The following is a 13,600-nucleotide window of genomic DNA, read 5'->3' on the forward strand; positions in this document are numbered from 1 at the left end:
TAGACTCATGATTGAACTGGATAACGATTTGCAGTCCCGCCAGAACGCGCGGGAACTGGTGCGCAACGCCAAAAAGGCTCAGGCGATTCTGGCCACCTTTTCGCAGCAACAAATCGACGCCATCGTGAAAAACGTGGCCCAGGAAGCAGCGCACCACGCCGAAACGCTGGCGAAAATGGCCGCGGAAGAAACCGGGTTCGGCAACTGGCAGGACAAAGTGCTGAAGAACCGTTTCGCTTCGCTGCGCGTCTACGACGCCATCAAAGATATGAAGACCGTCGGCATCATTCATGACGATCCGCTTAAAAAAGTGATGGACGTGGGCGTGCCGCTGGGCGTGATTTGTGCGCTGGTCCCGTCGACCAACCCGACCTCTACCGTGATCTATAAAACGCTGATCGCCCTGAAAGCCGGCAACGCGATTATCTTCTCCCCGCATCCGGGGGCACGCCAGTGCAGCTGGAAAGCGATTGAGATCGTCGCCCGCGCCGCCGAAGCGGCAGGTGCACCGGCCGGTTGCGTCAGCGGCATCACCGAACTGACGCTGGATGCCACCTCTGAGCTGATGCACAGCAAAGAGGTCTCACTGATCCTCGCCACCGGCGGTGAAGGCATGGTGCGGGCGGCCTACGCTTCCGGCACGCCGACCATCAGCGGCGGCCCGGGGAACGGCCCGGCCTTTATCGAACGTAGCGCCGATATTCACCATGCGGTGAAAGATATTATCACCAGTAAAACCTTCGATAATGGAGTGATCTGCGCTTCTGAGCAGTCGATCATCGTCGAACGCTGCATTTACGATGAAGTGCATCGTGAGCTGGAAGCCCAGGGTACGTACTTCATGAATGAAGCTGAAGCGGCCAAAATGGCGGCGCTGCTGCTGCGCCCGAACGGCACCATTAACCCGAAAGTGGTCGGCAAAACCGCCCTCTATCTCAGCCAGCTTGCCGGCTTCAGCGTCCCCGCCAGCACCAAAGTGCTGATCGCCGAGCAGACCACCGTCTGCCACAAGAATCCCTACTCCCGCGAAAAGCTGTGCCCGGTACTCGGCCTGTATGTCGAAGAGGACTGGAAAGCAGCCTGCCACCGCGTGATGGAGCTGCTGACCAACGAAGGCCTCGGCCATACGCTGGTTATCCATACCCGCAACCAGGATGTAATCCGCCAGTTCTGTCTCGAAAAACCGGTGAACCGCATTTTGATCAACACCCCGGCGGCGCTGGGCGGCATCGGGGCGACCACCAATATTACCCCGGCGCTGACCCTCGGCTGCGGCGCGGTCGGCGGCGGCTCCAGCTCCGATAACGTCGGGCCGATGAACCTGCTTAACATCCGCAAAGTAGGCTACGGCGTGCGATCCATTGATGAACTGCGCGCCCCAGGCAGCCGCCCGGAACCGCAGCCAGCCATCGTCACCCCGAGCAGTAACCCGCACCACAGCATCGTCGACGACCAACGTTTCCGCGCTCCGGCGGCGGTGGCCCACGATGCCCAGGCCGATGACCGCTTTGCCGTTCCCGCAACCGCCGGGGAACACAGCGAGATTAACGAGCAAAACGTAGAGCGCGTCATCCGCCAGGTGCTGGAACGTCTTGGCAAGTAACACACTGATATAAGGCGATAAAAACGATGATTCTCGCAAAGGTAGTCGGCCATGTCGTCGCCACGCAGAAATGCGCTGAGCTACGCGGTAGCAACCTGCTGCTGATCGTCAAATTAGACGATAACCAGCAGCCAATGAAGGACCAGACCTGGGTCGCCGTCGATAGCGTCGGCGCCGGCATGCACGACATCGTCCTGGCTGAAGCGTATTTCGCGCTCAACCAGGCGCACTACAAAGCCATGTCGGTGGTTGCCATTGTCGAGAACGTGTTTCGGGACGCTTAGGAGTGAATAACCCAATGAGTGAATTTTTGCTGAAACCCCGGATCTGCTTTGGTCAGGACGCCCTGTCGGTCCTGAACGAGCTGCCCGCCCGCCACGTTCTGCTGGTCACCGACCAGGCGATGATCACGTTTGGCCTCGCCGATCGCGTCACGCAGATCCTGCGCCAGCGCGGCATCGCCTTCCAGGTCTGGGACGACGTGGTTGCCGACCCGGATATTGCCACCATCGTACGCGGTATGAAGCTGATGGATGCTTGCTATCCGGACCTGGTGGTGGCGCTGGGCGGCGGATCGGTGATTGATGCGGCCAAAGCGGTTATTTTCGCCCTGGCGCAAACCCGCCCGCAGGCCGAACGCCAGCGCCCCTGCTTCGTGGCGATCCCGACCACCAGCGGTACCGGTTCTGAAGTCACGGCGTTTTCGGTGGTCAAAGCCCACAACGAAAAACTGGTGCTGGTGGACCCGACACTGCTGCCGGATATCGCCCTGCTCGACCCGGCGCTGGTGGCCTCCGTACCGCCCGCCATCACCGCCGATACCGGAATGGACGTGCTGTGCCACGCGCTGGAAGCCTATGTCTCCCGCGCCGCCAGCGACTTTTCCGATGCGCTGGCTGAGAAAGTGGTGCAGCAGGTGTTCCGCTACCTGCCTACCTGCTGGCGGAGCGGCGACAACCTGCTGGCCCGCGAAAAGATGCACAACGCCTCCTGCATGGCGGGGATGGCGTTTACCAACGCGTCGCTAGGCATCACCCACAGTCTGGCCCATGCGCTTGGCGGCATCTTCCATGTTCCTCACGGTCGCGCTAACGCCCTGTTAATGGCGGAAGTGGTGGCATGGAACGCAGATTACCAAGGGCAGTGCGACACCGACGCCGCCCACAAATATGCCCGACTGGCCCACCTGCTGGACCTGCCTGCGGTCACCACGCGCCAGGGCGTCGCCAGCCTGCTGGTGGCGATTCAGGCGCTCAAAGATGAAATGACCATGCCGACCGGCATCGGGGAGACCCGCGTTGATGCTACCGAATTCGAACAACGACTGGCAGAGATGGTTGGCCAGGCGCTGCGCGACAGCTGTACGCCGACCAACCCACGTACGCCGGACGCCTGTGCGTTAACCGGGATTTATCGCCGGGCCTGGACCGGGCACCAGAGCGGCGTCGCCGTTCAGGGCGACTGATAACAAGATTTGGAGAACCTTACCCATGGCACACTACAGCTTAACGCCGCGCGTCACCGTGCTGGCTGAACGTTTACTCTCACAAAAAAGCACTCTGTGCACCGAGCATGCCGCCACGCTGAACGCCCTCGATGGCGATATCGCGGGTATTCCCGCCGTCGTCAAACCGGCGCGCCGCTTCTATGAACTGATGCGCCAGCTGCCGGTTGTCATCAGCCCCGATGAGTTGATTGTCGGCGACCAGACTCGCAAACCGCGCGGGGCCATTTTCCACGATGAAAGCGCCGCCCACCGCCCGTCGGCGTTTCGCTTCCTCAATCTCAGCAGTGAGCTGGACTCGCCGGACTACCGGCTGATTGTCGAGCAGGGCGTGCTGGCGATTAAACATCAGCTGGAAGAGAAAACCCGCAGCCTCGGCAGCGCCGTCAGCCGCAGCGGCATGGATGAAGTGAACGGCTGCCGCGCCGCCCTGTACGCCTGCGACGCGCTGCTCACCCTGGCACAAAAGCTGGCCACCAGCGCCGAAACGCTGGCCGCGGCAGAAAGTAACCCCTACCGCCAGGCCGAACTGCGTGAAAGCGCGGCGATCCTGCATCAGGTGCCAGCCCACCCGGCACGCAACTTTAAAGAAGCCTGCCAGGCCTTCTATCTGTTCCAGCTGGCGCTGCAGCTGGATAACGGCAGCTACGCGGTCAACCCGGAAGGCGCCGATAAAGTTCTGCTGCCGTGGTATCAACGCGACATCGCCAGCGGTCTTCTGACGCCGCAGCAGGCGTATGAAATCGTAGAGTGCCTGTGGTTCAAACTGGCACAGTTGAGCGACGTCCGCGCCCCCTGCGCGATCGACGGCTACCCGATGTTCGATGCCCTGCGGCACGGCGCGCGCCTCGATGACGCCAACGTTATCATCAACGAACTCTCCGGCCTGTTCCTCTGCGCCCAGCGCAACCTGAGCGCCCTGAACCTGCCGGTTCGCCTGTTCAGCGGCGCCCGGAGCGTCTCATCCGTACCGTTTGCCGCCGATTGCGACACCCCGACGGCGGAAGGGCTGACGCCGCGTATGCTGCGCCTGCGCAACCATTACCTGACGGTACGCCCGAGCGTGTCCATCTACCGCGCGCTGGCCTTTACCGAGGTGGTGAAAGCCAACCCCGGCATGCCAACGATTCTGCTGCGTGCCAAAGCCTTCCGTCACGCCTGCGAAACCGCGCCGATTCTGATTCAGGACGACGAGCTGATCGTCGGTCATCCGTGCGGCAAACCGCGTGCTGGCGCCTTCTCGCCGGATATCGCCTGGCGCTGGGTGCGTGACGAACTCGATACCATGAGCACCCGCCCACAGGATCCGTTTGAGATCAGCGAAGCAGATAAAAAAACCATTCGCGAAGAGATCGTGCCGTTCTGGGAAGGCCGTTCGCTGGATGAGATCTGCGAAGCACAGTACCGCGAAGCGGGCGTCTGGGCGTTTAGCGGCGAGACCTTCGTCAGCGACCTCTCCTACCACCAGATCAACGGCGGCGGCGACACCTGCCCGGGCTATGACGTGCTGCTGTTCACCAAAGGGATGAACGGTATTAAAGCCGATGCCGAGGCGCATCTCGCGCAGCTGAGCATGGAGAACCCGGAAGATATCGACCGCATCTACTACTACAAAGCGGCGATTGAAACCTGCGAAGGGGTGATTAACTACTCTCACCGTATCGCCGCCCGCGCCCGTGAGCTGGCCGCCCTTGAGCAGAATGCTCAGCGTCGCGCCGAACTGCTGACCATTGCCGAAGTGAACCACAACGTTCCCGCGAACCCGCCGAAAACCCTGCAGGAAGCGCTGCAAAGTATCTGGACCGTGGAATCGCTGTTCGAAATTGAAGAGAACCAGACCGGCCTGTCGCTGGGGCGTGTTGACCAGTACTGCTACCCGATGTTTGAAGCCGATATTCGCGAAGGCCGCCTGACCCACGAAAGCGCGCTGGAGATGATGCAGGCGTTTATTATCAAGTGCGCCGAGCTGATGTGGATGTCCAGCGAACTGGGGGCGAAATACTTTGCCGGCTACCAGCCGTTTATCAACCTGACCGTCGGCGGCCAGAAGCGCAGCGGCGGCGATGCCTGTAACGACCTGACCTACCTGATTATGGATGCCGTGCGCTTCGTGAAGGTTTACCAGCCGTCGCTGGCCTGCCGCATTCACAACCAGTCGCCGCAAAAATATATGGAAAAAATCGTCGACGTGGTGAAAGCGGGCATGGGCTTCCCGGCCTGCCACTTTGATGATTCTCATATCAAGATGATGCTGCGCAAGGGCTTCGATTTTGAAGACGCCCGCGACTACTGCCTGATGGGCTGCGTAGAGCCGCAGAAATCCGGCCGTATCTACCAGTGGACCTCCACCGGCTACACCCAGTGGCCTATTGCCATCGAGTTCGTGCTCAACCGTGGCCGGATGGTGCTGTTTGATAGCTATCAGGGGCTGGATACCGGCGACCTGCGCGACCTGCACACCTTCGAACAGTTTGATGCGGCAGTGAAAAAACAGATTGCCCATATCGTGCGTCTGTCCGCGATTGGCACGGTGATCAGCCAGCGCGTACACCGCGACGTGGCGCCGAAACCGCTGATGTCGCTGCTGGTGGAAGGCTGCATGGAAAGTGGCAAAGACGTCGCCGCCGGTGGTGCGATGGTCAACCACGGACCTGGGCTTATCTTCTCCGGCCTGGCGACCTACGTCGACTCCCTCGCCGCCATCCGCAAGCTGGTGTTTGAGGATAAGAAATACACCCTCGAGCAGATGCGCGACGCGATGCTGGCGAACTTCGAAGGCTTTGAAGCGCTGCGCCGCGACTGCCTGAACGCACCGAAATACGGTAACGACGACAACTACGTTGACCAGTACGCGCTGGATATCACCGAGTGGACCGAGCGCGAGTGCCGTCAGTACCAGATGCTCTACTCCACCCTCAGCCACGGCACGCTGTCCATCTCCAACAACACGCCGATTGGCGAACTGACCAACGCCACGCCGAACGGGCGCCTGGCCTGGATGCCGCTTTCCGATGGCATCAGCCCGACGCAGGGCGCGGACAAGCAAGGTCCGACCGCCATCATCAAGTCCGTGAGCAAGATGAACGTCGAGACCATGAACATCGGCATGGTGCATAACTTCAAATTCCTCAAAGGGTTGCTCGATACCCCGGAAGGACGCCATGGCCTGATCACCCTGCTGCGCACGGCGTCGATTCTCGGCAACGGCCAGATGCAGTTCAGCTATGTCGATAACGAAGTGCTGAAAAAAGCCCAGCAGGAGCCGGAAAAATATCGCGACCTGATCGTTCGCGTCGCCGGCTACAGCGCCTACTTCGTGGAGCTGTGCAAAGAGGTTCAGGACGAGATTATCAGCCGTACGGTCATCGAGAAGTTCTGATAAAGACACGGACGTTTTTGGACAAGGATGTCCTGGCAATTTTTTCTGGAGGCAAGCGTGAATAAAGAATTAACCGGGCGAATCTTCAACATTCAGAAATATTCGATCTACGACGGCGATGGGATTCGCACGCTGGTTTTTTTCAAAGGCTGCAATATCCGCTGCCCGTGGTGTGCCAACCCGGAAGGGCTGACCAGCCAGTTTCAGGTGATGTTCTCGCACGACAAATGCATTAACTGCGGCGACTGCGTCAACGTCTGCCCGGCCGGAGTCCATTACCGGGCGGAAGAAAACGGCGAAATGAAGCACTTCGTCGATCGCAATAAAGACTGTATCGGCTGTCGCAAGTGCGAAGAGATCTGCACCCAGAACGCGCTGGATATTATGGGCAAAGACGTCACCGTCAGCGAGTTGATGGAGGTCATCATGCAGGATTATGACTTCTATATCGCCTCCGGCGGCGGCGTGACCATCGGCGGCGGCGAGATGAGCCTGCAGACCGATTTTGCCGTGGCCCTGTTCAGCGAATGCAAAAAGATGATGCTCAATACCGCCGTCGAAACCCAGGGCACCACCTCGCTGGCCAATTACCAAAAGCTGGCGCCGGTCACCGACACCTTCTTATTCGACATTAAGCAAATTAACAGCGAGCACCATAAAGCGTTATTTGGCATCGGCAATGAAGGTATTCGCCGCAATCTGGAATGGCTGGTGGATTCCGGCGCCAACGTGATTGTGCGCATGCCGCTGGTGCGGGGATATAACGACTCATTCGATGCGATTACCGGGGCCATTGATTATGTGCAGAAGCTGGCGAAGCGCGGGAATATCCGCCGCATCGACATGCTGCCGTACCACCAACTGGGGCGCAAAAAATATGAGCGTCTGGATATGCCCTATCCCATTACCCAGGACCCGTCTTATTCACCCGAAGAGCTGAGCCAGCTGGAGACGTTCTTCACGCAGTTCGATTTTGATATCCGCTTAGTCCGCCATTAACAGGAGCCGACAATGAAAAGTTTAGGCGTAATTGAAACGCGAGGGCTGGTCGCCGCCATTCAGGCTGTCGATGCCGCCTGTAAAGCTGCAGGCGTGACCTGCATTGGTTATCGCAAAGTCGGGTCGGGGCTGGTCAGCGTCTGCTTCGAGGGCGAGATCAGCGCCATCCACACCGCCATTGAGCGCGGCATCGCCGTGGTTGCCGCAGACCAGGTTGTGGGTTCACTGGTCATCGCCCGCCCGGAACGCAGCGTGGTTGAGGCGCTGGGGAACTTAAAAGGCCGTCCGCCGCGCCCTGCGGCACCAGCGGTAATAAAACCTGCGGTCGCAGAACCTGTCGTCGTCACGACGTCGGCGGAAAAAAGCGGGCCGGAGATGCCGCCGTCCCAACCGGCAGCTGGCGAGGCGGATGATAAAAGCGCCGCGATGAAGAAAGGGAAGAAGGCATGATCGACACCCTGCTACAGGAAAAAATCAGCGCCCGACTGACCCGCCTCACGCCGGATATTCCAGTCGGCATTTCTAACCGTCACGTGCATCTGTCGCAGCAGGATGTCGAGGCCTTGTTTGGCAAAGGTTACGCGCTGACGCCGTTTAAACCGCTACGCCAGCCGGGGCAGTTTGCCGCCGAGGAGTGCGTGACCGTGGTCGGGCCCAAAGGCTCGCTGACCCGGGTGCGCGTGCTCGGGCCCACTCGCCCGGTAACCCAGCTGGAAATCTCCCGCGCCGACGCCTTCACGCTGGGAGTCCAGGCGCCGGTTCGCGAGTCCGGGCAGCTGGAGCAGGCCGGTAACGCCCTGTTGATTGGCCCGGCGGGCCACGTTGAGCTGCAGTCTCAGGTGATCTGTGCCTGGCGGCATATTCATATGTCGCCGCAGGATGCGCAGCGCCTGAACGTCAGCCATGGCCAGAAGGTCAAGGTCGGCAGCCGGGGCCAACGCCAGCTGACGTTTGATGAAGTGGTGGTGCGGGTACGGGACGATTTTGTCCTCGAGCTGCATATCGATACCGAAGAAGCCAACGCCGCCGGATTGAAAAACGGCGCGCAGGTCACGCTTATTGCATAACGGGGGCCAGCCATGACCGATGAAGAGATCGACCACCTGGTGACGCGGGTTATCCAGCGGCTACAGCCGCCGGTGCTGGTGATGGTCGGCGCGGCGGAGGGGTATCGCCCGCTCGTCCACCGTCGTCTGGCGGGATGCGGGCAGCGTCTGCACCTCGCGCTGGAAGACGGAATAGTAGATGCGGCCCAGTGGCAGGCAATCGGCGAGATTATCCCGTCCGGGATCTGGCAGGCGGCGCTGCCGTCGATGGCCTGGCGGGCCGTGATAGTGCCGTTTCTCGATTATCCGATGGCGGCCGATCTGGCAAACGGCACGTTGCACAGCCCGGTTGCCCGGCGCCTGCACGACGCGCTGCTGGCCGGTCTGCCGGTGCTGGCGCTGCGCTATCACTGCGACCCGGACAGCGAGCTGAACCAGCTGTGCGGCGCGGCGAGCCAGACGCCATACGCCAGCCAGATGCACGCGACCCTGGCCCGGTTGACGGCATGCGGCGTCACGTTGTGCTCGATGAATGAACTGCTGGCGACGCTGGACGCCGGGCCGGGAGCGTCCGTTCCGACGCCGGTCGGCGGGGCGCGTCGTTATCTCACTGTCACAGACATCGTCAATAATCCGGCGCTGGCCGCCGCCAGCGATGCCGTTTTAACCGATGCCGCGAGCGATTTTCTTAAAAACAGAAATAAAGAACCCTACCTTAATAAATAGATCCGGAGTTTATTATGTCTTCAAAAACAAAATGTTGGCTATGGATGCTGTTGGTTATCCTCTCGGAAACCTCGGCGACGTCCACCCTCAAGATGTTCGGTAGCAGCGAAGGCTCCACCAAAATGTTGCTGCTCGGGCTGCTGATTGTTCTGTACTGCACCTGCTACTACTCGCTGTCCCGCGCGGTCAAAGACATTCCCGTCGGCCTGGCGTACGCCACCTGGTCCGGTACCGGCATTCTGGTGGTATCGACCCTGGGGATGGCCTTCTACGGCCAGCATCCGGATACCGCGGCCATTATTGGCATGGCGATTATCGCCAGCGGCATCGTGATCATGAATCTGTTTTCAAAAATGGGCAGCGAAGAGAGCACCGACGCGCCTGCCGAGCCGGTGACGCCACTGGATAGCAAGATCGCCAACTAACTGAAAAGGAATAGCATATGTTTAATCTCGGGTTCTTATGGCTGGCGCTGTCCATCGGCTCAGAAATTACCGGTACGTCGATGATCAAAAAAACCAACGGCTTTAGCAAACTGGCACCTTCCGTACTGGTCGTCTGCGCTTACGGGCTGTGCTATTTCGCCCTCACCCGCGCAATGAGCACCATTCCGGTGGGCGTGGCGTACTCGCTGTGGTGCGGCTTCGGCATCGTCGGCGTCACCATCTGCTCGATGATCCTGTATAAGCAAAAACCGGATCTGCCGGCGATCTTCGCCATGGTGCTGATCATCTCCGGCGGCATCATCATGAACGTCTTCTCCACGATGTAATCCGCAAAACATGGCCGGGCGTGGGTTTACCCCGCGCCCTTTTCGTGTCAGGATAATCGGCATGAACAGAATCGTTGTCATCTCCCGCTCATGCCGTTGGTGGCTGCCTGCATAACAGGCGGCACGATTGATGTTTTCCATTTTTTAAGCCGCCGGAAGGCGGCTTAATCATTTCTTAGCGACGTCTTTCGGCTTACCGCAGCCTTAGGAGTCTCTGATGAACACATTACCTACCATTCTTACCGGCGATCGCCCGACCGGCCAGCTGCATCTCGGCCACTATGTGGGCTCGCTGCGCCAGCGGGTCGAGCTGCAACATGACCATCAGCAGTTTATTCTCGTCGCCGACCTGCAGGGGCTAACGGACAACGGCAGCGATCCGCACAAAATCAGCCGCAACATCTGCGAGGTGCTGGCGGATTATCTGGCGGTGGGGATCGACCCACGTAAAACCACGATTTGCCTGCAATCAGCGCTTCCGGCGCTGGCTGAACTGAGCGCGCTGTATATGAATATCGTCACCGTCGCCCGCGTCGAGCGCAATCCGACGGTCAAAAACGAGATCGCGCAGAAGGGATTTTCCCGCTCGCTGCCGGTCGGCTTTCTCGCCTACCCCATCAGCCAGGCGGCGGACATTACCGCCTTTAAAGCCGGGCTGGTGCCGGTGGGCGACGATCAGCTGCCGATGATTGAGCAGACCAATGAGATCGTCCACAAAATGAATAGCCTGACGACGACGCCGGTACTGCAGCACTGCAAAGCGCTGCTCAGCGATGTCAGCCGCCTGCCGGGCATTGATGGCGGCGCCAAGATGTCAAAATCACTAGGGAATACGCTGACGCTCTCTGCTACCGAAGAGGAGATCCATCATGCGGTCAGCGCGATGTATACCGACCCACACCATCTGCGCGTCAGCGATCCAGGCCAACTCGACGGCAACGTCGTCTTTACCTATCTGGACGCCTTCCATCCCGACCACGCCTTGGTTGCCGAGATGAAAGCCCACTACCAGCGTGGCGGGCTGGGCGATCGGCAGTGTAAAAATGTGCTGGAGGAGTGCCTGCAGACGCTGCTGGCGCCGATTCGCGAACGCCGGGCAACGTTTATCGCTGATAAAGGGATGCTGCTGGAACTGCTGCGTCAGGGGAGTGAGCGGGCGCAGCACCTCACGCAGCAGACGCTGCATGAGGTCATGCGGGGATTAGGGTTGCCGGTACTGTTCTGAAGAGCCGGGGCACGGCGCCTCAGTGTGATGCGTCGTGCCCGCCCTGATGCAGCTTCACGCAGTCGCGCCCGCTGCGCTTGGCGGTGTACAGCGCACTGTCGGCATCGCGCAGCAGTCGGTTGTAATCCGGGTGGCCGCTATGCACGGCATAGCCGATGCTGACGGTGATGGCAATGTGGGTATCGGCGCCAACGTCAAACTGGAGCTGGCTGATGCTTTTTCGCAGACGTTCCAGTAGCGTAAAGGCTTCACCGGCGTTGGTTTCCACCAGAACCAGTAAAAACTCTTCACCGCCATAGCGGAAGATATAGTCGCTGGAACGAATATTATCGCTGAGCAGGTCGGCAACGTGCTTGATCGCCCGGTCGCCCACCACGTGGCCCCAGTTATCGTTAATCTCTTTGAAATGGTCGATATCCACCATCGCCACCGTCATCGGCAGCCCATGCTCCATGGCGAGGGTAACCTCATGTTTGAGGACCACCGGCAGGTAGCGGCGGTTTAGCAGGCTGGTCAGTGAATCCTTGCCGTTCTGCATCTGCGACAGGCTGCTAAAGATCACTTCCAGCTGGTGACCAATCTGCTGGCAATGGATATGGATGCTCTGGAGCAGGCTTTGGGTGTTTTTATACCCGGAACGATCCGCTGATGATTTCCAGTCGATAATTAAGCGATCGACCTGTTCAATGATGCCGGTGATCTCTGCCATCTGGGCATTTTTATTAAAATAGCGCACGCATTTATGGCGGAACCACAGGCCAAATTCGGATTCCGATAATAATGTGCCGTTAATGGCGGCTTTATTTTCGCTGACGATATTAAAAATAGTGCTGTTTTCCCAGCCGGAGAGCGAGGCCTGCTGTTTGCCGTACTCCATCGGGATATTATCCATCAGGCTATACAGGCGGTAGGCCTCTTCATTTTTCGTCGCCCGGTAGTGCGATAGCGTGTAGGCATGGCACATCATCTCGATGGCCATGTTAATGGCCATGACCGAATAATGGAGGGTCGCCAGCGCGGTCTGGTGGTCAATGTCGTGGCGATCGCGGATGTACTCTATCAGCCCGGCCTTGAGCTGGCGGGCACCGCGCAGTACGGCCTCGGCGGGAATACCAATACGCGCGTGAATACTGCCGATAAAATATTGCCGTTCTGCCAGCGCCTGCAGTCCATCCCGGTCGCAGGTCAAAATCTCATTGACCCAGGCGGTCAGCGAACGACTGAGGCGCTCCTGCACCAGGTCATAGGTCAGATGGCGGGCAATATCAGGATCCTGAAAAATAAAGTCATAAAATCGGGCCGCCAACGCTTCTGACCGCTCAGAGGCAATATTTTTAAGAACAGCCTTCACATCGGGAGTCAAACCGTCATACAGCGGCAGCCATTCCTTGAAAATAACGGAGATATATTTCTTGCTTTCATCACTCATTGAATAAAGCACTCACCGATTAGGATCTATTTTAAGGCTGAAGATCATACAACAGTTCGCTCTGGTCAACCAGATTGAAAATTCAGCAGGTGAGAACGATCCTGGCGGCGATAACTATAGTTTGCGGTTCATCACGCGGCGTAGCAACCAGGTGAATCCCATCGCCATGCTAAACAGGATAAACAGCAGCGCTACCCAGCTGAGGGAAATGCGTACCAGGGCGCTGAAGGTCATCAGTGGCTGCAGGTGTACGGTAAACGACTCGCTGAGCGGCTTTCCCATCAGCAGCAGTACGCTTTCGATGGCCCAGACGCATCCCCGACATACGACCCAAATAATCGCCGGCCAGCATAGCAGAACTAAAAAGGTGAAACGTTCTTGCAGGTAACTTATGAGCGGGCGCAGGGGCGACCATGTTAGCAGGTTCTTCATGGGTATTCTCATCGTGCCGCTCGATACAATTCTGTCGGCCACGACACACGTTCTGTTCATCCGAGTTAACAAACTGTTAATGACACTAAAACATTTCATTTAAAATGTCCAGTGACAACCGCACAGGTCGTTAAATATGAGAACAAATTACCGTTAAATACTTTTAAATAATAAAAATAATAACTTTATCTTTATTATTTTTATATTTCTGATACATGGTAAATATTCATAATTGCGTATATTTGTACAATAAAAAGGGAGTAATAAAATAACGAGAATATATAAATGGAGGGGGGAAATATAAATACTATCGGAATGGGGTAAGTCGCGCTCACCGACAAAAAGCAGAAAAAACAAAAGGCCCAGTCTTTCGACTGAGCCCTTTGCTTTATTTGATGCCTGGCAGTTCCCTACTCTCACATGGGGAGACCCCACACTACCATCGGCGCTACGGCGTTTCACTTCTGAGTTCGGCATGGGGTCAG

The 13,600-nt window shown here is 58.2% G+C and carries 13 protein-coding genes and 1 rRNA gene; 11 read left to right on the top strand and 3 right to left on the bottom strand.

The genetic code is table 11. The annotated features are described in order from the left end of the window. Nucleotides 1-7 precede the first annotated feature (7 nt). The 11 genes from EDF82_RS22385 to trpS all read left to right on the top strand — a co-directional run bounded on the left by EDF82_RS22385 (nucleotide 8) and on the right by trpS (nucleotide 11,254). A complete protein-coding gene (locus EDF82_RS22385; RefSeq protein ID WP_123757682.1) occupies nucleotides 8-1,603 on the top strand; it encodes an acetaldehyde dehydrogenase (acetylating) in 1,596 nt (531 codons plus the stop codon). A 26-nt stretch (nucleotides 1,604-1,629) separates the two neighbouring features. Next, nucleotides 1,630-1,887: a EutN/CcmL family microcompartment protein gene (locus tag EDF82_RS22390; protein ID WP_123757683.1), complete on the top strand. Its 258-nt coding sequence runs from the start codon at nucleotides 1,630-1,632 to the stop codon at nucleotides 1,885-1,887. A 14-nt stretch (nucleotides 1,888-1,901) separates the two neighbouring features. Then, on the top strand, nucleotides 1,902-3,068 hold the full coding sequence (locus EDF82_RS22395) for a 1-propanol dehydrogenase PduQ (RefSeq protein WP_123757684.1): 1,167 nt from the start codon (nucleotides 1,902-1,904) through the stop codon (nucleotides 3,066-3,068). 25 nt (nucleotides 3,069-3,093) lie between these two features. Beyond that, nucleotides 3,094-6,486 carry a choline trimethylamine-lyase gene (gene cutC / locus EDF82_RS22400; RefSeq protein WP_123757685.1) on the top strand — a complete coding sequence of 1,131 codons (3,393 nt, stop codon included), beginning with the start codon at nucleotides 3,094-3,096 and terminating at the stop codon, nucleotides 6,484-6,486. Nucleotides 6,487-6,513: 27 nt separating this feature from the next. Continuing rightward, nucleotides 6,514-7,485 carry a choline TMA-lyase-activating enzyme gene (gene cutD / locus EDF82_RS22405; protein WP_123757686.1) on the top strand — a complete coding sequence of 324 codons (972 nt, stop codon included), beginning with the start codon at nucleotides 6,514-6,516 and terminating at the stop codon, nucleotides 7,483-7,485. Between the two features lie 12 nt (nucleotides 7,486-7,497). Beyond that, nucleotides 7,498-7,935, top strand: coding sequence for a BMC domain-containing protein (locus EDF82_RS22410; RefSeq protein ID WP_123757687.1), 438 nt, complete (start codon nucleotides 7,498-7,500; stop codon nucleotides 7,933-7,935). Continuing rightward, nucleotides 7,932-8,552 (top strand): phosphate propanoyltransferase, encoded by a 621-nt coding sequence (locus EDF82_RS22415; protein ID WP_123757688.1) that lies wholly within the window; start codon nucleotides 7,932-7,934, stop codon nucleotides 8,550-8,552. The genes EDF82_RS22410 and EDF82_RS22415 overlap by 4 nt, the downstream gene beginning before the upstream one ends. A gap of 12 nt (nucleotides 8,553-8,564) precedes the next feature. Next, entirely contained in the window at nucleotides 8,565-9,257 is a 693-nt protein-coding gene (locus EDF82_RS22420; RefSeq protein ID WP_123757689.1) for a hypothetical protein, read from the top strand. Between the two features lie 14 nt (nucleotides 9,258-9,271). Continuing rightward, entirely contained in the window at nucleotides 9,272-9,682 is a 411-nt protein-coding gene (locus tag EDF82_RS22425) for a multidrug efflux SMR transporter (protein WP_123757690.1), read from the top strand. 17 nt (nucleotides 9,683-9,699) lie between these two features. Beyond that, complete coding sequence (locus tag EDF82_RS22430; protein WP_041143869.1) at nucleotides 9,700-10,029, top strand: multidrug efflux SMR transporter; 330 nt, start codon at nucleotides 9,700-9,702, stop codon at nucleotides 10,027-10,029. A gap of 217 nt (nucleotides 10,030-10,246) precedes the next feature. Next, nucleotides 10,247-11,254, top strand: coding sequence for a tryptophan--tRNA ligase (gene trpS, locus EDF82_RS22435; RefSeq protein WP_123757691.1), 1,008 nt, complete (start codon nucleotides 10,247-10,249; stop codon nucleotides 11,252-11,254). Between the two features lie 19 nt (nucleotides 11,255-11,273). Here the strand turns inward: trpS and EDF82_RS22440 are convergent, their stop codons facing one another. From EDF82_RS22440 to rrf, 3 genes are all read right to left on the bottom strand, one after another. Then, nucleotides 11,274-12,683: a GGDEF domain-containing protein gene (locus EDF82_RS22440; protein ID WP_123757692.1), complete on the bottom strand. Its 1,410-nt coding sequence runs from the start codon at nucleotides 12,681-12,683 to the stop codon at nucleotides 11,274-11,276. 114 nt (nucleotides 12,684-12,797) lie between these two features. Continuing rightward, a complete protein-coding gene (locus tag EDF82_RS22445) occupies nucleotides 12,798-13,115 on the bottom strand; it encodes a hypothetical protein (RefSeq protein WP_123757693.1) in 318 nt (105 codons plus the stop codon). Between the two features lie 397 nt (nucleotides 13,116-13,512). Continuing rightward, nucleotides 13,513-13,600, bottom strand: a 5S ribosomal RNA gene (gene rrf, locus EDF82_RS22450); the annotation flags it as partial.

The sequence above is a fragment of the Klebsiella sp. BIGb0399 genome, from assembly GCF_003752615.1.
GTDB classification, from domain to species: Bacteria; Pseudomonadota; Gammaproteobacteria; order Enterobacterales; family Enterobacteriaceae; genus Klebsiella; species Klebsiella lignicola.